General features: G+C 38.8%; 27 protein-coding genes and 1 pseudogene. 24 read left to right on the top strand and 4 right to left on the bottom strand.

The window, feature by feature from the left end; translation table 11 throughout:
- The first annotated feature begins 10 nt into the window (after positions 1-10).
- The 13 genes and pseudogenes from BQ2679_RS08630 to BQ2679_RS08570 all read left to right on the top strand — a co-directional run bounded on the left by BQ2679_RS08630 (position 11) and on the right by BQ2679_RS08570 (position 10,141).
- Positions 11-331 carry a hypothetical protein gene (locus BQ2679_RS08630; protein WP_075567795.1) on the top strand — a complete coding sequence of 107 codons (321 nt, stop codon included), beginning with the start codon at positions 11-13 and terminating at the stop codon, positions 329-331.
- A 79-nt stretch (positions 332-410) separates the two neighbouring features.
- On the top strand, positions 411-926 hold the full coding sequence (locus BQ2679_RS08625) for a DUF4304 domain-containing protein (RefSeq protein ID WP_316244948.1): 516 nt from the start codon (positions 411-413) through the stop codon (positions 924-926).
- A gap of 183 nt (positions 927-1,109) precedes the next feature.
- Positions 1,110-1,421 carry a hypothetical protein gene (locus tag BQ2679_RS08620; protein WP_244491727.1) on the top strand — a complete coding sequence of 104 codons (312 nt, stop codon included), beginning with the start codon at positions 1,110-1,112 and terminating at the stop codon, positions 1,419-1,421.
- Between the two features lie 271 nt (positions 1,422-1,692).
- Positions 1,693-2,052, top strand: coding sequence for a hypothetical protein (locus BQ2679_RS08615; protein ID WP_075567793.1), 360 nt, complete (start codon positions 1,693-1,695; stop codon positions 2,050-2,052).
- A 64-nt stretch (positions 2,053-2,116) separates the two neighbouring features.
- Positions 2,117-2,713 (top strand): SMI1/KNR4 family protein, encoded by a 597-nt coding sequence (locus tag BQ2679_RS08610; protein ID WP_075567792.1) that lies wholly within the window; start codon positions 2,117-2,119, stop codon positions 2,711-2,713.
- A 14-nt stretch (positions 2,714-2,727) separates the two neighbouring features.
- Positions 2,728-3,279 (top strand): hypothetical protein, encoded by a 552-nt coding sequence (locus tag BQ2679_RS08605; RefSeq protein WP_244491726.1) that lies wholly within the window; start codon positions 2,728-2,730, stop codon positions 3,277-3,279.
- A 59-nt stretch (positions 3,280-3,338) separates the two neighbouring features.
- Positions 3,339-3,509: pseudogene (locus tag BQ2679_RS08600) on the top strand (DUF6707 family protein); the annotation flags it as partial.
- An 85-nt stretch (positions 3,510-3,594) separates the two neighbouring features.
- Positions 3,595-4,095 carry an NUDIX hydrolase gene (locus BQ2679_RS08595; protein WP_075567789.1) on the top strand — a complete coding sequence of 167 codons (501 nt, stop codon included), beginning with the start codon at positions 3,595-3,597 and terminating at the stop codon, positions 4,093-4,095.
- Positions 4,073-4,921 carry a putative PEP-binding protein gene (locus tag BQ2679_RS08590; protein WP_075567788.1) on the top strand — a complete coding sequence of 283 codons (849 nt, stop codon included), beginning with the start codon at positions 4,073-4,075 and terminating at the stop codon, positions 4,919-4,921. Before BQ2679_RS08595 ends, BQ2679_RS08590 begins: the two co-directional genes overlap by 23 nt.
- Positions 4,918-5,358 (top strand): ASCH domain-containing protein, encoded by a 441-nt coding sequence (locus BQ2679_RS08585; protein WP_075567787.1) that lies wholly within the window; start codon positions 4,918-4,920, stop codon positions 5,356-5,358. The genes BQ2679_RS08590 and BQ2679_RS08585 overlap by 4 nt, the downstream gene beginning before the upstream one ends.
- 122 nt (positions 5,359-5,480) lie before the next feature.
- On the top strand, positions 5,481-8,027 hold the full coding sequence (locus BQ2679_RS08580; protein WP_075567786.1) for a M1 family metallopeptidase: 2,547 nt from the start codon (positions 5,481-5,483) through the stop codon (positions 8,025-8,027).
- Between the two features lie 115 nt (positions 8,028-8,142).
- A complete protein-coding gene (locus BQ2679_RS08575) occupies positions 8,143-8,814 on the top strand; it encodes a response regulator transcription factor (RefSeq protein ID WP_075567785.1) in 672 nt (223 codons plus the stop codon).
- Positions 8,807-10,141, top strand: a complete 1,335-nt coding sequence (locus BQ2679_RS08570) for a sensor histidine kinase (RefSeq protein ID WP_075567784.1) — start codon at positions 8,807-8,809, stop codon at positions 10,139-10,141. Before BQ2679_RS08575 ends, BQ2679_RS08570 begins: the two co-directional genes overlap by 8 nt.
- Positions 10,142-10,167: 26 nt before the next feature.
- On the opposite strand, the gene BQ2679_RS08565 is transcribed toward BQ2679_RS08570, so the two are convergent.
- Positions 10,168-10,443: a DUF3270 family protein gene (locus tag BQ2679_RS08565; RefSeq protein WP_075567783.1), complete on the bottom strand. Its 276-nt coding sequence runs from the start codon at positions 10,441-10,443 to the stop codon at positions 10,168-10,170.
- Between the two features lie 366 nt (positions 10,444-10,809).
- Here BQ2679_RS08565 and BQ2679_RS08560 point away from each other — a divergent pair, with 366 nt between their 5' ends.
- The 10 genes from BQ2679_RS08560 (at position 10,810) to BQ2679_RS08515 (ending at position 20,068) form a co-directional block, all read left to right on the top strand.
- Positions 10,810-11,865: an ABC transporter permease gene (locus BQ2679_RS08560; RefSeq protein WP_075567782.1), complete on the top strand. Its 1,056-nt coding sequence runs from the start codon at positions 10,810-10,812 to the stop codon at positions 11,863-11,865.
- A gap of 13 nt (positions 11,866-11,878) precedes the next feature.
- Entirely contained in the window at positions 11,879-12,559 is a 681-nt protein-coding gene (locus tag BQ2679_RS08555; protein ID WP_075567781.1) for an ABC transporter ATP-binding protein, read from the top strand.
- A 109-nt stretch (positions 12,560-12,668) separates the two neighbouring features.
- Entirely contained in the window at positions 12,669-13,598 is a 930-nt protein-coding gene (locus BQ2679_RS08550) for a peptidase U32 family protein (RefSeq protein ID WP_075567780.1), read from the top strand.
- A 104-nt stretch (positions 13,599-13,702) separates the two neighbouring features.
- On the top strand, positions 13,703-14,386 hold the full coding sequence (rpiA, locus tag BQ2679_RS08545) for a ribose-5-phosphate isomerase RpiA (protein ID WP_075567779.1): 684 nt from the start codon (positions 13,703-13,705) through the stop codon (positions 14,384-14,386).
- A gap of 23 nt (positions 14,387-14,409) precedes the next feature.
- Positions 14,410-15,621: a phosphopentomutase gene (locus BQ2679_RS08540; RefSeq protein WP_075567778.1), complete on the top strand. Its 1,212-nt coding sequence runs from the start codon at positions 14,410-14,412 to the stop codon at positions 15,619-15,621.
- Position 15,622: 1 nt separating this feature from the next.
- Entirely contained in the window at positions 15,623-16,180 is a 558-nt protein-coding gene (locus tag BQ2679_RS08535) for a DUF1697 domain-containing protein (protein ID WP_075567777.1), read from the top strand.
- Positions 16,180-16,989, top strand: a complete 810-nt coding sequence (locus BQ2679_RS08530) for a purine-nucleoside phosphorylase (protein ID WP_075567776.1) — start codon at positions 16,180-16,182, stop codon at positions 16,987-16,989. The genes BQ2679_RS08535 and BQ2679_RS08530 overlap by 1 nt, the downstream gene beginning before the upstream one ends.
- Before the next feature lie 2 nt (positions 16,990-16,991).
- The gene (locus BQ2679_RS08525) at positions 16,992-18,272 is read left to right on the top strand and encodes a chloride channel protein (protein ID WP_075567775.1); all 1,281 of its coding nucleotides are present in this window, start codon (positions 16,992-16,994) and stop codon (positions 18,270-18,272) included.
- Between the two features lie 201 nt (positions 18,273-18,473).
- On the top strand, positions 18,474-19,184 hold the full coding sequence (gene deoD, locus BQ2679_RS08520; protein WP_075567774.1) for a purine-nucleoside phosphorylase: 711 nt from the start codon (positions 18,474-18,476) through the stop codon (positions 19,182-19,184).
- A gap of 152 nt (positions 19,185-19,336) precedes the next feature.
- Complete coding sequence (locus BQ2679_RS08515; protein WP_075567773.1) at positions 19,337-20,068, top strand: NAD-dependent protein deacylase; 732 nt, start codon at positions 19,337-19,339, stop codon at positions 20,066-20,068.
- A 93-nt stretch (positions 20,069-20,161) separates the two neighbouring features.
- On the opposite strand, the gene BQ2679_RS08510 is transcribed toward BQ2679_RS08515, so the two are convergent.
- From BQ2679_RS08510 to coaA, 3 genes are all read right to left on the bottom strand, one after another.
- Positions 20,162-20,668, bottom strand: a complete 507-nt coding sequence (locus BQ2679_RS08510; RefSeq protein WP_075567772.1) for a DNA topology modulation protein — start codon at positions 20,666-20,668, stop codon at positions 20,162-20,164.
- A gap of 65 nt (positions 20,669-20,733) precedes the next feature.
- Complete coding sequence (gene rpsT / locus BQ2679_RS08505) at positions 20,734-20,982, bottom strand: 30S ribosomal protein S20 (protein WP_075567771.1); 249 nt, start codon at positions 20,980-20,982, stop codon at positions 20,734-20,736.
- A gap of 52 nt (positions 20,983-21,034) precedes the next feature.
- Positions 21,035-21,955: a type I pantothenate kinase gene (coaA, locus tag BQ2679_RS08500; RefSeq protein WP_075567770.1), complete on the bottom strand. Its 921-nt coding sequence runs from the start codon at positions 21,953-21,955 to the stop codon at positions 21,035-21,037.
- Positions 21,956-22,081: 126 nt separating this feature from the next.
- On the opposite strand from coaA, the gene BQ2679_RS08495 reads away from it, so the two are divergent.
- On the top strand, positions 22,082-22,360 hold the full coding sequence (locus tag BQ2679_RS08495; protein ID WP_075567769.1) for a 1,4-dihydroxy-2-naphthoate prenyltransferase: 279 nt from the start codon (positions 22,082-22,084) through the stop codon (positions 22,358-22,360).
- Positions 22,361-22,400: the final 40 nt, after the last annotated feature.

Raw genomic sequence — 22,400 nt, 5'->3', positions numbered from 1 at the left:
GAGAATGAAGATGAAAAAAACATACTTTGTTTATCGAGATAGTGAAGCCTTGGAAAGGCAAAGTGATGGAGCTGAGTTCTGTAAAATACCGGAGTTCTATGATGATCAGATCTATTTTTATTGCGATGAATATATGCTTTTTTGGACATCTATTGAAGATGTAGGTGATTTGAATAAAGCTAGAGATTTTAAACTAAAAGACAATATAGTGCCAGCAACGCTAGAAGAGATTAGTGATGAAGGATTGATTGGCTACATAGATACAGTGAAACAATACAATATTGAGAATGGAAAAGTTGTAGGGATAACCTATATCCATTTAGATTCCTAGTAAACTGTAACGAACAACTCTTAACATCCTATGAAAGAGAAGGTAATGAAATGAAAGAGACCAAAGAACTCTTCGAAAAATTGGCTTTTCGCGACTAAGGCGAACCCATAACTATTATAAAATCAATCATGATTTTTACACGGTGATCTATTTTCAACGAAAATCAGATGGGAGTGCCTATTTCGTGAATATTGGCATTCATCCCCTCTTTCTGGAATCGGGACTGTTACAAGAAGTGGATTGTGCTTTAAGGACGCGATTAGGTTCTATCGATCATAAAAATGGTATGGATCAAGCTGAATTGGAAAAGGCTGTCCAAGAGGCCATCGATTTTACTGCTCAGTATTCATCCTATCCTACCGTATTTTCGAGCTTAAATCCCGAGAAGGATCTTGAGAAGGATTGGTTGCTAAAACAATTCTCTATTACCAAAGTGAACTTATGCAGATTGTATGTTGAGTATTATGATGCAATTAACTCTAAAAAGTTGGCTTTGGATTTTGCCAATTATGGATTAGCCATTACACCTAAGATTGCCTCTGTTCCTAAAAACTTCTTTAAAACCTATATTCGTTCGGGAGAAGTTTTAAAATAATACTACTAGTTAGTTGAGATTAGGAAGGGATGATGGTCAAAGGGGAGGATTTCTCAATAAAGTAGGAAATAGCCAAGAATGCTAGTCTAAACCTGTTCAGTAAAGGATATGTCGCAAAAATTGGGGGAAAAGTTGAAAAGTAGAGATAATTTTCATAAGCACTATTTAGTATTATGGAATCTAATGATGTCCATAGAAAGTAATGTTGTTACAAGTGAAGAGGCAGAGTTTCTATATCCTTTTGATATGAGTAAAAAGGAAGATGTCCTTACAGTATTTGATGCATTTGTGAAAGAGGATTTCTTGAGCCTAGAAGAAGAGAAGCAGAAGCAAGTGCTTGAGACCATTGAGGATGTTATACAGGCTGGAGATGAAGTGGTTGAGCATTTTTTTGAATATGAATTTGGCTTGGCTTCAAAAGAGCCAAGAAATAAAGTTGCCTTTCTAGAATTGGTAAAGGATATTTTAGTCTCTTATTTGTCCATCTTAGACTAGTCATCTATTTTCCTTTGAATTTAAGAATGAAATTTATGGACTTCGAGGTCGCGTATTTTAAGAGTAGTTGACAGACTAAACTCAAGACTTAGCTGAGTGAGGATTATCTATTTAAGATTTATAATCCTCACCTGGGAAGAGTACTTACGCAGAATAGCGGATAGATAAGAAAGAATGGTTTGATGATTCTAAATGGTTAAACTTGCCTTTGTAATGCGATTATAAATCTATATAGATCATTAGAAAATGCTTCTAAAAGGAGAAATAAGAAATGAAAAACTATTTACTGGATGAAAGGCTATTTCAGTATCCTGAATCGTTTAAAAAATTGATCGAACTTAATTTAGTTGATTTTGATTGTTGGTATCTGTTGGATTCAGAATGGGCCCTGTCTTTGTATGAGGGATTGCAGGAAAGATACCCAACCCGAAAGTTGATTCCATTTGCTAAAAGAGGAGATTGTGATGATACAGCTTGTTTTGAAATAGGAAAGGGCAATAAGGTCCAACTCATTCATGACTTTGCTACCGAAGGCTGGGAGCAACGAAAAGAGTTTAACGATTTTTGGGAATGGGTAGAATATGCTGTCAAATGCATGATAGAGTATAACAAAGAGGATGGGATTGAATAATCGTAAGCTCTTTTCTAGGGACGAAGGAACTCGTCTCTATTGATTTACAAGGTAAGGAGAACAAATGGAAATGATCAGCCAATTATTAAATGAGGTCGAAAAAAGTCTCCAACAACTAGATCACCCTTGTGTAGACCATCTAAATCCGGGAATATCTTCTCAAAAAATTCAAGAATTGTTTGAGGAAATCCCATTGCAGCCAACTCAGGACTTGCGTGCCCTTTTTACTTGGAGAAACGGATCAAAAGATTGTGAGGGAATCACACTCGGTGAGCTGGCATTTTTTCCTGGTTTCTATTTGATGTCTCTGGAAGAGAGTATCCAGACCTACTTGGAACTAAGAGAAAGGAATGGTTGGGACAAATTTTGGTTCCCAATTTTTGCCAGCGGAGGGGGAGATTTTTATACCATGAACCTAGCTTCAGAAGGTCAGGGGCAAATCCTTGGTTTTTATGTATTTGAAGAAGAGGCCCAGGTCGAATACCGGTCATTAGAATCTATGCTCACAGCTCTTAAAAACTGTTATGAACAAGGCATTATTTTCCGGAATGAACAAGGCTACTTGGATATGGATTATAGGAAGCATGCTGAGATAGCGCATGACATAAATCCAGAGGTGAAGATATGGCTTGAATTCTTAAAGGAGACGGAAGAGGAATGACCAAGGAGAGAAAAATGGCAGTAGTGACTGTATTAAAAAAGATCATTAAACTCTATGAGGAAACAACGTTTATTCCCCAACCAGTGAGTTTTTCAAACGAAAAATTAAGGATCCAGTCCTCAGATTTGACAGGAGAATTACTTGATTATTATCAGCATATAGTGTTCACTGAGGATTTATTTTTTGCTAATCGAAATTTTAATATCATTTTGTTGGCATTACATTCTCCTGCAAGGACAGTCGAATGTTGGGCCTTACAAGATATTCTTCAGTTTAGTGAAGGGCAATACCAGATATTCGCTACTACAGATACAGATGATATTCTTTTCTGTGATATGAAAGATGACAGTTCTCCAGTTTACGCAGGCAGTCCTGGAGATCCTAATTTCTACAAACTCAGCGAAAGTTTGACGGAGTTTTTGGAGTTCTATTTCGCTTTTTCAAATTTTTGGGACCAAAGAGAAGATGTCCCTCTGGAGGAATATATTGTAGGGACAGGTGACTTGATAGAGTGCTACCTTTCCCCAGACGTCCAAGTGACAGCGAAAGAATATCTACTTCGGTAAGATTGACCTGAGAAAAGCCTTTTTCAGTAACAAAAAGTGAGTTGGATAGGAGAAAAGAAATGAATGTGAAAGGACTCATCGAAGAGGTTGAAAATGATGTCGAGTTAGTCTCGTATTTAAACCGATTCCCTAAAAAGAATAAGAAGACCCAAGCTAGCTATCTCGAATCACTGAATCGTCTGGCCTATTTACTTTATCTGGATGGTCAAGAGGAAATGGCTAAAGAAGTATATCAAGGAGCATGAAATCTATAACCTCTTTCCTTTTAAGGGATAAGGTGAGCTAACAATCTTGGAGATTAAGAAAGAATAGAATATGGAAATCAAAAAACACTTTGGTGTCTATGGCATTTGCTATGAGAATGGGAAATTGCTTTGTATTGAAAAAACAAGAGGCCCCTATCAGCATCGTTTTGACCTACCGGGTGGTAGTCAGGAAGTTGGTGAGGGACTGACTGAAACCCTCAAGAGAGAAATTTTGGAAGAGACGGGGTATACGCTTATCCGTTATTGCAATCCTAGGATTTATGATGTGCTGGTTCATGAAGAAGGGCAAGATTTCGCTGTACATCATATCATGGCATTTTATGATATCGTACTTGATTTAGAACGCCCTCAAAAATCCCTTCCTCATGAACTTCTTGATGGAAGTAACGATTCAGCAAATGCAATTTGGTTTCCTCTTGAGCAGATTACCGAAGAAAATGCATCGCCTTTAGTATTAAAAGTGAAGGCTGAGTTACGAGGATTTCCTGAATTAGAACGGACAAGCTATAGAAATTGGAAGGTGAAACATGCAAAATCAACTGGCTCTTAGTGGCGAAAAAATTGTTGAAAAAGTTTATCCCCATTTATTGCACCACGTCGACTTGATTCGTGGGGAATACTTGTTGAGGGAGCTCAATCAAAACATCCTGTTACCAAGTTGTCAGCAATTTGTAAAAGATTATCTAGACACTATTTGCCGTTTATACTCAGATGAAGAAGTCTGGTATCGCTTTTCAGAGTTAACAAATGCAGAAGCAAATAGTCTAGACGGTACTAAAGAGTATTTTGACGAACGCCACCCATTATTTGGATATAGAGGGACTAGGCGTTTATTGGCATGTCCAGATGAATTTCAGGCTGAGGCACATGTCGTTACAGAAGTTTATCATACCAATCCCAATCTGTCTGTTATTTTTCCTTTTGTCAATGATGCTGAGCAGTTAAAGCAAGCTATTACAATACTGCGTCAGCATGGTTTTACTGGGAAAATCGGCACAATGATTGAATTGCCGTCAGCTTATTTTGACTTGGACAGGATACTGGAAACTGGTATTTCAAAGATTATAGTTGGAATGAATGATTTGACTTCATTTATTTTTGCGACTGTAAGAAACAGTCAATGGCATGAAATGGAAAGTCCCATTATATTAGAAATGCTGAGACAGATGCAGGATAAAGCAAGGATGAAAAAGATTGATTTTGCTGTAGCAGGCTATCTGAATACTTCTTTCATACAAAAAATGAATCAGATGGGGATTGAGTGCATTATCCACTACAGTTCTATTCCGGAGATTTTTAATTTAGAGATTGACCATCCAGATCATCTCAAATGTGTAAAAGAAGAAAGTAAAAAAATACAAAGGAGCAACCCATGACACCGCAAGAAATGTGGAATGCCTACAAGCAAATCAACCCCTTGATTGGAGATGAAATAGACGCCTGGGCTTTTGGAGTTGAGGCAGATCTCTTGGCTGACTTGGTTCTAAGAGGCGAAAAAACAGCAACAGCCTCAGCTTACGACCTCTACGCAGTAGAGGACGACTCCCTTCCACAAGAAGGGACTTTCGATGTCATTTTGGACAGCCAAGATCAAGCTGTCTGTATTGTCGAAATTACAATGGTTTCTGTTCAGCCTTTCTATCAAGTGTCAGCCGACCATGCCTACAAGGAAGGTGAAGGCGATAAATCCTTAGCCTACTGGCGTCAGGTTCATGAGGAATTTTTCACGGAGTGGCTGGAGGAAGCAGGTCTGGATTTTACACCTGATAGCAAGGTGGTTTTAGAAGAATTTCGAAAGGTTTATCCTCTCTAGACTACTATAAGGAAGAAAGTTTTGGAAATCACTGTCCAAAGCTTTTTTCTAACTTAAAATATGATAAAATAGGTATGTTTGAACTAGAGCGTTTGCTCAGAAATTTAGAATAGGAGAAAATGATGCAAGCAGTAGAACATTATATCGAAACATTTGTTCCTGAACATTATGATTTGTTTTTAGACTTGAGTCGTGAGACTAAGACGTTTTCAGGAAAAGTAACCATTACTGGTCAAGCTAAAAGTGACCGTATTTCCCTCCACCAAAAAGACTTGGAAATTGCTTCAGTTGAAGTAGCAGGACAAGCTCGTCCATATACAGTTGATAACGAAAACGAAGCTCTTCATATCGAACTTACAGAAGCAGGTTCAGTTGAATTGATCATCGCTTTTTCAGGTAAAATCACAGACAACATGACAGGAATCTATCCATCATACTACACAGTTGATGGAGTTAAGAAGGAAGTTTTGTCTACTCAGTTTGAGAGCCACTTTGCTCGCGAAGCCTTCCCATGTGTGGACGAGCCAGAAGCTAAAGCAACCTTTGATCTAGCACTTCGCTTTGACCAAGCAGAAGGCGAGATTGCCCTGTCAAACATGCCAGAGATTGATGTTGAAAACCGCAAGGAGACGGGTATCTGGAAGTTTGAGACAACACCTCGTATGTCTTCATACTTGCTAGCTTTCGTTGCTGGTGATTTGCAAGGAATTACTGCTACAACTAAAAACGGTACTCTCGTTGGTGTATACTCAACCAAGGCACATCCACTTTCGAACCTTGAGTTTTCACTAGACATCGCTGTTCGTTCTATCGAATTTTACGAAGAATACTACGGAGTTAAGTACCCAATTCCTCAATCTCTTCATATCGCCCTTCCTGACTTCTCTGCAGGTGCTATGGAAAACTGGGGTCTTGTGACTTACCGTGAAGTTTACTTGGTTGTGGATGATAACTCTACCTTTGCCAGCCGTCAACAAGTTGCTCTTGTCATTGCCCATGAGCTTGCCCACCAATGGTTCGGTAACCTTGTGACTATGAAGTGGTGGGATGACCTCTGGCTCAACGAAAGCTTCGCTAATATGATGGAATATGTCTGTGTGGATGCCATCGAGCCAAGCTGGAATATCTTTGAAGACTTCCAAACTGGTGGCGTTCCATCTGCTTTAAAACGTGATGCGACAGATGGTGTTCAGTCTGTTCACGTTGAAGTCAAACACCCAGATGAAATCAACACTCTATTTGACGGAGCTATCGTCTATGCCAAAGGAAGCCGTCTAATGCACATGCTTCGTCGTTGGTTAGGAGATGAAGATTTTGCTAAAGGTTTGCACGCTTACTTTGAAAAACACCAATACGGAAACACTATTGGTCGTGACCTTTGGAATGCCCTTGGTCAAGCATCAGGCCGTGATGTAGCAGCCTTTATGGATTCTTGGTTGGAGCAACCTGGTTATCCAGTTTTGACTGCTACAGTTGAAAATGATGTTTTGAAGATCTCACAAAAACAATTCTTCATCGGTGAACACGAAGACAAGAACCGTCTTTGGGTAGTACCCCTTAACAGTAACTGGAAAGGTTTGCCAGATACACTTGAAACTGAAAGCATCGAAATTCCAGGTTATGCAGCTTTTCTTGCTGAAAACAAGACAGCCCTTCGTCTCAACACTGAAAATACTGCCCACTACATTACTGACTATCAAGGTGAATTACTGGATGCTATCCTTTCAGAATTAGTTGAACTTGATAACACAAGTAAGCTTCAAATCGTCCAAGAACGTCGTTTGCTTGCTGAAGCAGGACATGTATCATATGCAGACTTGTTGCCAGTGCTTGATAAACTTGCCAAGGAAGAGTCTTACCTGGTTGTTGCTGCAGTTTCTCAAGTTGTTTCTGCCCTTGAGCGCTTTATCGATGAAGGAACAGAAGCCGAGAAAGCCTTTAACACTCTGGTTGCTAAATCGGCCCGTCACAATTATGAGCGACTTGGCTTTGAAGCGAAAAACGGAGAATCAGATGAGGATGAGTTGGTTCGTCAATTGACCATTTCTATGATGATTCGTTCAAATGATGAAGAAGCTAGTCAGGTAGCAAGTCAAATCTTTGCAGGCCATAAAGAAAAACTTGCAGGACTTCCAGCAGCCATTCGTTCTCAAGTCCTTATCAATGAGATCAAACATCACGAGACTAAGGACTTGGTGGCAACTTACCTAGACCTATACACTCATGCAACAGATGCAGTTTTCAAACGTCAATTAGCAGCTGCGCTTGCATACAGTACAGATGCAGAAAACATCCAAACTCTTCTTGCAACTTGGAAGGACAAATTTGTCGTGAAACCACAAGACCTTTCAGCATGGTACCTCCAATTCCTTGGACACCAAGCTACCCAAGAAACTGTTTGGGTTTGGGCTCGTGAAAACTGGGATTGGATCAAGGCAGCCCTTGGTGGAGATATGAGCTTTGACAGCTTTGTCATCTTCCCATCACATATCTTTAAAACAGAACAACGTTTGGCAGAGTATAAGGCCTTCTTTGAACCACAACTTTCTGACCTCGCTCTTAGCCGTAATATCAGCATGGGTATCAAGGATATCGCAGCGCGCGTTGAATTGATTAAACGTGAAAAAGCAGCGGTTGAAGCAGTTGTTGCACAATATGGCAAGGCTTAAAAACTTCTTGACTAAATAGTATATAAAAACTCAACTTTCTCTTATAAAAACAAGGAAAGTTGAGTTTTTTTTAAGATATTTTTGCTATAATGGTTATAATAAGGAGGAATTTTTGATGATCAAGATTCTATTAGTGGAAGATGACCTGGGACTATCAAATTCAGTTTTTGACTTTCTAGATGATTTTGCGGATGTCATGCAAGTTTTTGATGGCGAAGAAGGTCTCTATGAGGCCGAAAGTGGCGTTTATGATTTGATTCTCCTTGATTTGATGTTACCTGAAAAAAATGGTTTCCAAGTCTTGAAAGAATTGCGTGAAAAGGGTGTATCTACACCAGTTCTCATCATGACAGCCAAGGAAAGTCTCGATGACAAAGGGCACGGCTTTGAACTTGGGGCTGATGATTATCTAACCAAACCATTCTACCTAGAAGAACTCAAGATGCGTATCCAGGCCCTTCTAAAACGTTCGGGTAAGTTCAACGAAAATACCTTATCGTACGGTGACTTGACAGTCAATCTATCTACCAATGAAGTTAAAGTCAATGATACTGCTGTTGAACTCTTGGGTAAAGAGTTTGAGCTCTTAGTTTATTTTCTCCAAAACCAAAATGTCATCTTACCAAAAACCCAAATCTTTGACCGTTTATGGGGATTTGACAGTGATACAACCATCTCCGTAGTAGAAGTCTATGTATCAAAAGTTCGTAAGAAATTAAAGGGCTCAGCCTTTGCTCAAAATCTTCAAACTCTACGTAGTGTTGGGTATATTTTAAAACATGTTTAATAAAATAAGAAAGAATTGGTACGCAGAAGATTTCAGCTACTTTGTCCGTAACTTTGGTGTCTTTACGCTTATCTTCTCTGCAATGACTTTGATTATCTTACAAGTTATGCACTCGAGTCTTTATACTTCAGTAGATGAAAAGTTGCAGATTCTAAGTAGCAATCCCCATGATGTGATTCAATTGGCTGTAAATAGAACGTCAGAGGGTATAAAAGATCTGAACAATGAATCTGTTGTAAAATCGGGCGATAAGAAACCGAGTGTTAGTTCAAATACAGAAGCAATCCTGTTCGATGAAAATCTGAATCAATTGATAGCAGGAAATCGCTTTTTAGGTTTAGACAAAATTACCTTTAATAAAAAGGATTTAAATCATATCCGACAGCTTCATATTCAGAATAGTTTTGGACAGGATGAGATTTATAGAGTTCTACTAACAGAAATGAATATTGAGACTGTTTCGACCAATATTAAATACGCGGCCGTATTGATTAATACCACTCAGTTAGAGCAAATCAGTCAGAATCATGAACAGCTTATCGTAGTTGTAATGGCTAGCTTTTGGATTCTGTCACTTCTAGCTAGTCTATACCTTGCTAGAGTTAGTGTCAAACCCTTACTTGAAAGTATGCAGAAACAACAAAACTTTGTTGAGAATGCCAGTCATGAGCTTCGTACACCTTTAGCAGTTTTGCAAAATCGTTTGGAAACACTTTTTCGCAAACCTGAAGCTACCATTATGGAGTCTAGTGAGAGTATAGCTTCAAGTCTAGAAGAAGTGCGTAATATGCGCCTTTTAACAACCAATCTTCTCAATCTAGCCCGTCGTGATGATGGGATTAAGCCAGATTTAGGTGAGGTTCAACCAGAATTTTTCAACACAATTTTTACAAACTATGAAATGATTGCAACTGAGAATCATAAAGTCTTTCATTTTGAAAATAGAATCAAGCGTACCATTATTACAGACAAGCTTCTCCTTAAGCAATTAATGACAATCCTCTTTGATAATGCTGTAAAGTATACAGAAGAAGACGGAGAGATTAATTTTGTGATTACTGCAACAGATCGTAACTTGTACTTGACTGTATCGGATGACGGTATTGGTATACCACAAGCAGATAAAAAGAAAATATTTGATCGTTTTTACAGGGTTGATAAGGCCAGAACTAGACAAAAGGGTGGATTTGGTCTTGGCTTATCCCTAGCTAAACAAATTGTCGATGCCCTCAAAGGATCCATCAGTGTTAAAGATAATAAACCCCATGGAACTATTTTTGAGGTAAAAATCGCTATCCAAACACCGCCTAAACGTAAAAATAAATAAAAAAACCTTCGATTCATCGAAGGTTTTTATTTGAATTTTTTCTTGATAAAAGTGCGTTGAAGTTTTAAGGTCCCTAGACTAAGTGCTACGGCCAATCCCAAGGATAGAATGGTGTTTAATTTTAATGATAGGAATATAAAACTAAAGAGTGCTAAAAAGACACAGAAACAAGCAATATTTACAAAGAAAAGAACTTCTTTTATACTAGCGACAGAAGTATTCTCTGGAATATAATCTTGATACTGGGTTGTTTTTGTTCTTTCTTGTTCAAACTCATACGATCGTAATTTTCTTGCGGGCATTTCTCTCTCCTTACAGTACACCTTCTATTTTATCATTTTTTATATTGAAAATTATTACAGGATTGTTACAAATTGCATAAACACTGTTTTTTATCTCCAATCTGTCTTCTTGACACCCCTGCCGGAAAATGATAGGATGAGTAAACCGTTTAAAATTTATCATTTTTTTAACTTATATAAGGAAAAATTTGATGGTTAAAACGAATAAAAATCATACACAGATGCAAATAAATTCAATTTTGAAGTAAGGACAGGATTCTTTTGAATTGATTCTAGTTGGTCATGACGAGATAGTTTTCTATCTTTAGTGCTATGGTAAAGAGGAGATTTATTCCCTCGACAACTGAATACTTAAAGGAGATTGGCATGTATCTTGCTATCAAAGAAATTTTACAGAATAAACTGCGTTACAGTTTAATTCTAACAACCATTTTTCTCATTGCTTTTATGGTCTTTTTTATGACCAGTTTGGCTCTCGGGCTTGTTCGAAATAACAGGGCTGCTATTGATAATTGGCAAGCAACAGGAGTTGTGCTATCCGATTATGCAAATGATAATTTGACTGCATCCTTCATACCAGAAAAAGACTACAAAGATAAAGTGTCTGAGGATGCTGTTCCCCTGAGCTATATGTTTGCAGTGACAAACCTTGTTAATAGTAGTGACAAGATGAATGTCTCTATTTTTGGTCAAGAGTGGGACAGTTTTATTTCGCCAACCCTGATTGAAGGACGTTACCCAGAAAATGACCAAGAAGTGGTAGTGGATCAGTCTTTTGAAAATTACGGCATCAAACTCGGGGACGCTATTCAACTCAACGGAAGTGAGACAAGTTTTAAGATTGTAGGTTTGACCAGAGAAAATAAATTTTTCACGGAGCCTGTTGTCTTTACAAGTTTAACAACGTATTGGGATTTACAAGGAACAACAAAAGGCAATCGTTCGATCTCTGCATTGGTATTGCAAAATGATGTAGAAGTGACTGGCGATGGTTTGAAGCAGATTTCTATTCAAAAATTGATTTCGAAAATTCCTGGCTATACCCCTCAGGTCAATGTATTCTCAGGAATGATTCTAGCCATGATTGTCATTACAGGTCTGATTGTAGGCATTTTTATCTACATCATTACCATTCAAAAATTAGGCCTCTATGGAATTATGCGAGCGCAAGGGATTCAGATAAAATCCATCGTATGGTCCCTTTTCTGCCAAATCTTTCTCTTATCTGGTTTGGGTATAGGATTGGCTCTATTAGCCATTTGGGCTGTCATTTTAGTCTTACCTGCAACCTTCTTTTTCTACCCTAGTTGGATGGCATACTTTGTCTTAAGCCTGATCATTTGCTTGATGGAACTACTAGGTGGCGTCATTTCGCTTCCGCGTCTACTTAAAGTGGATCCAATTACAGCGATTGCAGAATGATAAGGAGAATAAAATGACGATATTAATTGAGATGATTCAAGTGACAAAAACTTATGGCGAAGGCAATATGAAAGTTACAGCTCTCCATGAGACCAATTTTCAGCTAAACGCTGGGGAGTTTGTAGCGATTGTGGGACCTTCTGGGTCAGGGAAAACAACCTTTTTAACGACTCTAGGACAACTTCAGGAAGCTTCAAGTGGAAAGATTCTAGTAAAGGGAAAAGAGACTGGGCATTTATCTGAAAAAGAAAAAACGGATTTGCGCTTCAGAGAATTTGGTTTTATCCTCCAGGCTTCAAATCTGATTCCATTTTTGACAGTTAAGGAGCAATTAGATTTAATTGACCGTTTGGATAAAAAGAAATCTATAAAAAGTGACCGACAAGAGTTGTTTAGTTTGTTGGATTTGGAAAAGGTTCAAAATCACTATCCCAAAGCTCTCTCTGGTGGTGAACGCCAACGAGCTGCAATTGCTAGAGCCCTTTATAATAATCCTAGTATCGTGCTTGCAGATGAACCGACTGCTAGCTTGGATACACAACGTGCTTATCAAGTGACGGATATGCTGGCTTCAATTGCCCATGAGCAAGGCAGGGGAGTTGTCATGATTACGCATGATACTCGCTTGCTAGATAAGGTTGACCGTATTTATGTGATGAATGACGGACGACTTGTTGAAAAGACACAAGCATAAATCTAAAAAGTGAACTGTTATTGATACGGTTCACTTTTTTAAAATTTGGACTAACAAGCCCCACTTTTCTATATAGCTGATTTTTTGGAAATGTGGTATAATTTTCTCTATGGAAAAGATTATCATTACAGCAACTGCTGAAAGTATTGAACAAGTAAAACAGCTACTTGAAGCTGGTGTCGACCGCATTTATGCCGGTGAGAAAGATTTTGGTCTTCGTTTGCCAACTACCTTTAGTCATGAAGAATTGCGTGAAATCGCAAAAATCGTTCATGATGCCGGTAAGGAATTAATCGTTGCGGTCAATGCTCTTATGCACCAAGACATGATGGACCGTATCAAGCCATTCTTGGACTTTTTAGAAGAAATCAAAACGGACTATATCACAGTTGGGGACGCAGGTGTCTTTTATGTGGTTAACCGTGATAAATATTCTTTCAAAACGATTTATGATGCCTCAACCATGGTCACCAGCAGTCGTCAGATTAACTTCTGGGGACAAAAAGCAGGAGCATCAGAAGCAGTTTTGGCGCGTGAAATCCCATCTGCAGAACTTTTCAAAATGCCTGAGATTCTTGAAATTCCTGCTGAGGTCTTGGTATATGGTGCTAGTGTTATCCACCATTCGAAGCGTCCACTCTTGCAAAACTACTATAATTTCACACAGATTGATGATGAAAAATCTCGTCAACGTGATTTGTTCTTGGCTGAGCCAAGTGACCCAGAGAGCCATTATTCTATTTTTGAAGACAATCATGGAACTCATATCTTTGCTAACAATGACCTTGATTTGATGACCAAGTTAACTGAATTGGTTGAGCATGGTTTCACTCATTGGAAGCTTGAAGGTCTCTACACTCCAGGCCAAAATTTTGTAGAAATTGCAAAACTCTTTATTAAAGCTCGTAACTTAATCCAAGAAGGGAACTTTACAGATGACCAAGCCTTCTTGCTTGATGAAGAAGTTCGCAAGCTCCATCCTAAAAATCGTTTCTTGGATACTGGATTTTACGACTATGACCCTGATATGGTTAAATAAACATCACAAAACCCGAAATAAAATGTTCGGGTTTTTCTAGTGTAAGGATGAATTTGAAGCGTATTCATGATATAATAGAAGTAGCTCTATTTGGAGGTGTATAAGTGGAAAATCTGAAAAAAATGGCAGGGATTAAAGCTGCCGAGTTCGTCAAAGATGGTATGGTTATCGGGCTTGGAACAGGCTCAACAGCCTACTATTTCGTAGAAGAAATAGGTCGTCGTATCAAGGAAGAGGGCTTACAGATTACAGCTGTAACGACTTCTAGTGTGACCAGCAAGCAGGCAGAAGGACTCAATATTCCTCTCAAGTCAATTGACCAAGTGGACTTTGTAGACCTGACAGTCGATGGTGCAGATGAAGTAGACAGTCAGTTTAACGGCATCAAAGGCGGTGGTGGGGCCCTTCTCATAGAAAAGGTTGTCGCAACCCCATCTAAAGAATATATCTGGGTAGTTGATGAAAGTAAGCTAGTAGAGAAACTTGGTGCCTTTAAATTACCAGTAGAGGTTGTTCAATATGGTGCCGAGCAGGTCTTCCGTCGATTTGAACGAGCTGGCTATAAACCGAGCTTTCGTGAAAAAGATGGTCAACGTTTTGTGACGGATATGCAAAACTTTATCATCGACCTTGCCTTGGAAGTGATTGAAGACCCAATTGCTCTTGGACAAGAATTGGATCATGTCGTTGGTGTCGTCGAGCATGGCTTGTTTAACCAAATGGTGGATAAGGTCATCGTTGCTGGACAAGAGGGCGTTCAGATTTTAACTTCAACAAAAGCGAAATAATCAAAATAATAAGGAGACATACTATGCCAAAATTTAATCGTATTCACTTGGTAGTATTAGATTCTGTAGGAATCGGTGCAGCACCAGATGCTCATAACTTTGTCAACGCTGGTGTTCCTGATGGTGCATCAGACACGCTTGGACACATTTCAAAATCAGTAGGTTTGAATGTTCCAAATATGGCAAAACTTGGTCTTGGGAACATTCCTCGCGAAACACCATTGAAGACAGTTCCAGTTGAGAGCAATCCAACAGGTTATGCGACTAAGCTTGAAGAGGTATCTCTAGGTAAAGATACCATGACTGGTCACTGGGAAATCATGGGACTTAATATCACTGAACCTTTCGATACTTTCTGGAATGGATTCCCAGAGGAAATCCTTACTAAAATCGAAGGATTTTCAGGACGTAAGGTTATTCGTGAAGCCAACAAACCATATTCAGGAACAGCTGTCATCGATGACTTTGGACCACGCCAAATGGAAACTGGCGAGTTGATTATCTATACATCAGCTGACCCAGTTCTTCAAATCGCAGCTCACGAAGAGATTATTCCTTTGGATGAACTCTACCGTATCTGTGAATACGCTCGTTCAATTACCCTTGAGCGCCCAGCTCTTCTAGGACGTATTATTGCTCGTCCTTATGTTGGTGAGCCTGGAAACTTCACACGTACGGCTAACCGTCGTGACTTGGCTGTATCTCCATTTGCTCCAACTGTTTTGGACAAATTGAATGAAGCAGGTATTGATACATATGCAGTTGGTAAGATTAACGATATCTTCAACGGTGCTGGTATCAACCACGATATGGGCCATAACAAATCAAATAGCCACGGTATAGATACCTTGATTAAGACCATGGGACTTCCTGAGTTCCAAGAAGGCTTCTCATTTACCAACTTGGTAGACTTTGATGCTCTTTACGGACACCGTCGCAATGCGCACGGCTACCGTGATTGTTTGCATGAGTTTGATGAGCGCTTGCCAGAAATCATGGCAGCAATGAGAGAAGACGATCTTCTTTTGATTACCGCTGACCACGGAAATGACCCAACCTATGCTGGTACAGACCATACTCGTGAATATATTCCACTCTTGGCATACAGTCCATCCTTTAAAGGCAATGGATTAATTCCAGTTGGACACTTCGCCGACATCTCAGCAACAATTGCGGATAACTTTGGCGTTGAAACTGCCATGATTGGTGAAAGTTTCTTAGATAAATTGGTATAAGATGACGCAATATGCTTTACTTGTTCGGGGCATTAATGTCGGTGGGAAAAATAAAGTTGTCATGGCGCAACTTCGTCAAGAACTGACAGAGTTGAGACTGGAAAAGGTTGAAACCTACATCAACAGTGGCAATATTTTCTTTAATAGCATTGTGCCTAGAACTAAATTAATAGAGAAATTACAGGCTTTCTTTGAAAGATGTTATCCATTTATCCAGAGTTTTTCCTTGTTGTCTCACGAAGACTATGAAAAGGAGCTTAGAAATCTTCCTGATTGGTGGAACCATGAGATGGCCCGAAAGGATGTGCTCTTTTACACCGAGGGCTTGGATGTGGATCAAGTCATCGAGAAAGTGAACAGTTTGGAACTGGTTGATGAAGTGCTTCATTTTGGGAAATTAGGGATCTTCTGGGGTAAATTGTCAGAAGCTAGCTACTCTAAAACAGCTTATCATAAGCACTTGCTTAAGATGCCTTTCTATCGCAATATTACCATTCGTAACGCTAATACCTTTGACAAAATTGGTCAATTTTTAAAACATAAAGAAGGAGTTACCTAATGACATTATTAAATAAAATCAATGAAACAGCAGCATTTTTGAAGGGCAAAGGAATGGAAGCTCCTGAGTTCGGTTTGATCCTTGGTTCAGGTCTTGGAGAATTGGCTGAAGAAATCGAAAATGCAGTCGTAGTAGACTACTCTGACATTCCAAACTGGGGACGTTCTACTGTTGTTGGACATGCTGGTAAATTGGTTTATGGTGATCTTGCTGGACGTAAAGTCTTGGCTCTTCAAGGTCGTTTCCACTTCTACGAAGGAAATCCTCTTGAAGTTGTGACTTTCCCTGTCCGTGTTATGAAAGTCTTGGGATGTGAAGGAGTGCTTGTAACCAATGCTGCTGGTGGTATCGGCTTCGGTCCTGGTACCTTGATGGCTATTACTGACCACATCAACATGACTGGTCAAAACCCATTGATGGGTGAAAACTTGGATGACTTTGGTCCACGTTTCCCTGATATGTCGAAAGCTTACACTCCAGAATATCGTGCTACTGCCCATGAAGTGGCTAAAAAACTCGGTATCAAGCTTGATGAAGGTGTCTATATCGGTGTGACAGGTCCAACTTATGAAACTCCAGCTGAAATCCGTGCCTATAAGACATTGGGAGCAGACGCAGTTGGTATGTCCACTGTTCCTGAAGTTATTGTGGCCGCTCACTCAGGCTTGAAAGTTCTAGGAATTTCATGTATCACTAACCATGCTGCAGGATTCCAAGAAGAACTTAACCACGAAGAAGTTGTAGAAGTGACCGAGCGTGTCAAAGGCGACTTCAAAGGCTTGCTAAAAGCTATTCTTGCTGAATTATAATCATGTTACAAGAGTTGAGGAGTAGTCTTCAAAAAATCCCATATAACCTCAAATTAGTTCTAGCGGTCATCATGCTAGGGCTAGTTTCAGGTATATTCGGAATTTTGCTCCATTATCTTTTAGAGCTGGTTGAAGGGATTGCTTTTGGTCAGACAGAGCATACCACTGGATTCTTGATAGATGGTGTTGCCTCATCACGAATAGGCTTCAGTTTAATCATCGTGGGTGTCAGTTCTGCCTTGGTCTGGTATTTCTTGCAAAGAAAAGCAAAGATTTTTTCCATCAAAGCGCAGATGAAAGATGAAACATCACAATACAAACTTCATTTTTTAAAACAACTAGTTCATTCAATTTGGCAGATTGTTGCAGTTGGAGGAGGAGCGCCTATCGGTAAGGAAGCTGCGCCACGGGAGATTGGAGCTTTATTTGCAAGACCTATTGCCAATATTTTCTCTCTCTCCGTGAAGGACCAAATCTTTCTCATTGCCTGTGGAGCTGGTGCGGGTTTAGCGGCTGTCTATCAGGTACCGTTAACGAGTGTGTTTTTCGTTTTTGAAACCTTGGGAATTGCTTTATCTGTCAAACGTTTTTTCTTGGTCGGTCTGACCACATATGTATCAGCCTTTATAGCAGGCTTTGTTGTTTCAGATCATGCTCTCTACCAGATTCCAGTCATGACTTGGCCACTAGGTGATATGTGGCTTGTTCCACTATTAGTTCTTTTCCTGACTCCACTCGCTTGGCTTTTTAGTCGCTTCAACAAACAAGTTTCTTCAAAGAGAATAAAGGACAAGCGGATACTCTATACTCTGCCTGTAACATTCCTTTTCCTTGTTGGATTGGCTAGCTATTTGCCTCATTTACTTGGTAATGGGCGTATGATGGCTCAGGAAATTTTAAACGGCAGTAATGCCAAGATGGTAATCCTCTTATTTGTCTTGAAAGCCTTGGTCGTTTTAGTTACCCTTTGGGCAGGTGCCTATGGCGGTACCTTGACCCCATCTTTTGCCTTGGGGATGGCAGGAGCTGCACTCTTGACCATTATTTTAGGTAGTGGCAACCAGCCAGCAGTCTTACTATTAGGTTCGGTTTGCTTTTTAGCAGTGACCTTGAAGGCACCCCTGTCTGCAACTGGATTGGTAATGGGGTTCACTGGTCTGTCATTTGTGGCTATACCTTTTCTTATGGTGACTGCTTACTTGGCATTTGGTTTTGCTAAAATGCTGGACCGAATCCCTTGGGAGAAATACTTACGACCAAAGACAAGGATAATAGAAAATTAATAAGAATACTCTAGTTTTTCTAATCCAAAATAAATTTTAAATTTATAATCAATATCATTTAATAAAGAAAGGTAGAGCATGTGTTCAGATTTGAACACGAGCGGAAAGCTCGGAAAATAGATAATCTGACTGAGAAATCAGGATTTCTCGTCAGATTCCTAATTTTCAGTCGCTTTCTGATCGCTCTTTGTATCATAAACTATGTCTATCCATATTGCTGCTAAGCAGGGTGAAATTGCTGATAAAATTCTTCTTCCTGGGGATCCTCTTCGTGCGAAATTTATCGCTGAGAACTTTTTAGAAGACCCTGTTTGTTTCAACGAAGTCCGTAACATGTTTGGTTACACAGGTACTTATAAGGGTCACCGTGTATCAGTTATGGGAACTGGGATGGGAATGCCCTCAATCTCTATTTATGCGCGCGAGTTGATTGTCGACTACGGAGTGAAGAAATTGATCCGTGTTGGAACTGCTGGTTCTTTAAATGAGGACGTTCATGTCCGTGAATTGGTCTTGGCACAAGCTGCTGCAACTAATTCAAATATCATCCGCAACGATTGGCCTCAATACGATTTTCCACAAATTGCTAGCTTTGACTTGTTAGATAAGGCTTATCATATTGCCAAAGACCTTGGTATGACTACTCACGTCGGAAATGTCTTGTCATCAGACGTTTTCTATTCAAACTATGGTGAAAAGAATATCGAGCTTGGAAAGTGGGGTGTGAAGGCTGTCGAAATGGAAGCAGCAGCTCTTTACTATCTTGCTGCTCAACACCACGTCGATGCTTTAGCTATTATGACGATTTCTGATAGCTTGGTTAATCCAGAAGAGGACACTACAGCAGAAGAACGTCAAAATACCTTCACTGATATGATGAAGGTTGGTTTGGAAACATTGATTGCTGACTAAGGCTCTTAGATTTGAAGCTAGTCTTTTTGCTTGCGATTTCTAATAGTTGTGAGCGTGATATCCCATAATCATCCAATAAAAGTTGAAAGCCCAGTTGATAGTAGCCAAAGGTTTTCAACTTTTTTAGAACTAAAAAATTAAGGAGGAGTAAGATGGATAAAATGGAACAATTACAGGAACTGATAGATCAAAGTCAAAGAATTGTCTTTTTCGGTGGTGCAGGAGTTTCTACTGAGTCAAATATTCCAGATTTTCGAAGTTCAGATGGTCTATATAGTCTTAAGTTAGGTAGACATTTTTCTGCGGAACAATTAGTTTCTCATACTATGTTTGTGCGTTATCCAGAGGACTTTTTCGATTTTTACAAAAAACATCTAGTATATCCAAAAGCCAAGCCCAATGCAGCCCATTATTATCTGGCTTCGTTAGAAAAGGCTGGTAAGCTTAAGGCTGTTGTAACTCAAAATATTGATAGTCTTCACGAGATGGCAGGTTCGAAGAAGGTTTTGAAACTGCATGGAAGCGTGGACCGTAATTACTGTCAGGGCTGTCATCGTTTTTATGATTTAGTAAGCTTTTTGGCTCTCGAAGGTCCTGTTCCGTACTGCCAAGATTGTGGTCAGGTAGTTAAACCCGATGTAATTCTTTATGAGGAGCCACTCGATATGGATGTTTTTAGCCAAGCGGCTCAAGTTATCCAGAAAGCTGATTTATTGATTATAGGTGGGACTTCTTTGGTTGTTTATCCTGCAGCTAGTTTGATTAATTACTTCTCAGGTTCAAAACTTGTTGTTATAAACAAATCAAGCACTCCTCAAGACAGTAAAGCTGATTTAGTCATTGAAGGAAAAATTGGAGAAGTCTTTTCTAAATTGAGACAATAACATATAGCTAAAAGAAGGAGTAGCTTATTTATTTCAGTTTTGTCTTATCAAATGAAGGAAAATATATAAAATGAGGGCTCAATTTTTGAGTCCTCATTTTTGATTTAAGAATTGATCTAGTTCTCTTTGATTATGAATAATCGTAATTTTTTGTGCATAATCAAGACAAATTTGTTTGTACTGTTCTTTATGTACAGAGCTACGACCAACCCATAGAATCCAGCGGATAAATTCCCAGTTAAATTGCTCAGGACATCCAGCTGCCATGCTTTCTCTGACTCTTCCTCTATATTTGAGATAGCGTTTAAAAGCTCTAAAAAGACAAGACCAAGATGAAAAATTAAGAAAGATGATTTGATCAGCTTTTTGCAATCTTTCCTCATAGCAGCACCAAGAATAGTTGCCATCAATGACCCAGTTCTCGTTTTCTGCTAAAAAAGTCTGCATTTCTTTTAACATCCAATCTCGATTACTCTCTTGCCAACCTGGCTGAAATTGGAGAGTATCTATATGGAGTTTGGGTATAGAATAGCAATTGGCAAGTTTATCTGCTAGAGTTGATTTTCCTGACCCAGAGTATCCAATTATGGAAATTTTCATGATGCTCCCTCTAAAATTTGGTACAAAAAAAGCTCCGTAGAGCTCATTTTGTTTTCAGTTATTGATTAACCAAGTTTAGTAGCAAGACGTGCTTTATCACGGCTAGCTTTGTTTTTGTGGATCAAACCTTTAGTTTCTGCTTTATCGATAGCTGAGCTTGCAGCACGGTAAAGTTCTTCAGATGGGTTTGCTTCAAAAGCTTTGATAGCAGTACGCATAGCTGATTTTTGAGCTGAGTTTTTTTCGTTTTGTTTAACGTTCAATTCAGCACGTTTGATAGCTGATTTAATGTTTGCCAATGTTCTTACCTCCATATTTACTAACTATACCATTATATCTGAAAACTGTTATTTTGACAAGGGGAAATCATTTTTTTAAATAAATTTCATCAATTTCATGATTTTTTGATTTATGAAGAATAACTTCAGCCCGATTTCGTGTCGGTTCTATATAGTTTTGGAGGTTAGTCAGATTAATACTAGTCCAAACTTGATGAGCTAAATCCTTTACCTCACCTAAAGGTAGTTGAGCGTAACTATAATAGTAACTATCTGGATCATCTTGAGCCATACTTAATAGTTTTAGGAATCTATCTAAGTACCAACTCTCGATATCCTCTACAGCTGCGTCTACATAGATTGAAAAATCAAAGAAATCAGTTATATAGAGGCGAGCATTTTGGGGATTTTGGAAAACATTGATTCCCTCAACAATTACGAAATCAGCGGCCTCTACCCGTTGTTTTTGATCTGGTACGATATCATAGATTTCATGAGAGTAGACTGGGATATCAACATCTTGACCATTCTTAAGATGATCTAGGAAATTGATGAGAGCCTCCATGTCATAACTTTCTGGGAAACCTTTCCTAGTCAGAATTTCTCGTTTGATTAAGGTATCATTAGGGAATAGGAAACCATCAGTTGTAACTAACTCAACTGTAGCTCCTGGAACGATACGTGAAAGCAATATTTGTAAAAGACGGCTTGTAGTAGATTTTCCAACAGCCACACTCCCTGATACACCAATGATAAAGGGCTGGGTTTTACTTTCTCTCTGAAGGAAAATGCTTTTAGAAAATGCCAGGTCTTCTTTGGAACGTTTGTAGATTTGAATCAGATGCGCAAGTGGTAAATAAATGTCTGTTACGTCGTCCAAGCTGATTTGGTCGTTAAAACTTTTGATAGAATCCAATTCGTCTTCAGTCAAAGGTGGAGTTGTTTTACGATGTAAAGATTGCCAGGTTTTGCGGCTAATTTTTTCAAAATGTAAAAATTCGTTAGTCATAATTTATCCTCATTAACCCCCCTAGTATAACATATTTCTAATTTAAAGGGGGAATAAAAGATTTGAATCAGAGCGCTTTCTTTGTTAAAATAAAGCTAAGAAATACCAATAAAGGAGTGTGGGGTTATGGCAAAATTTTTAACTGATAAAAAATTGGCCGTCTCTATTTTATTAGTCATCCTTTTATGGATATCAGCAATTTTATGGAACTTTGATATTTCTATTGGAAGATTTAATACCAACTGGCTCTATTTTGTATTTTTTAAGCTATTACCAACTTTAGGCATTCTCTATATTTTCTTAGCATTTTTGTTAAAGAAATGGTGGCTGATTTTGATTGGTCTAGTTTGTCTATTTTCATTTTTTATTAGTATGTTCCTAGGTTATCTCTTCTTAGGTCCTTAGTTGGTATAGACCGTGTAAACGATTTAAAATATCTAAATTT

It is taken from the genome of Streptococcus timonensis (genome assembly GCF_900095845.1).
Taxonomy (GTDB): Bacteria; Bacillota; Bacilli; order Lactobacillales; family Streptococcaceae; genus Streptococcus; species Streptococcus timonensis.
Note: the sequence above shows the minus strand (reverse complement) of the source record. Positions and strands in the feature narration are given on the sequence as shown.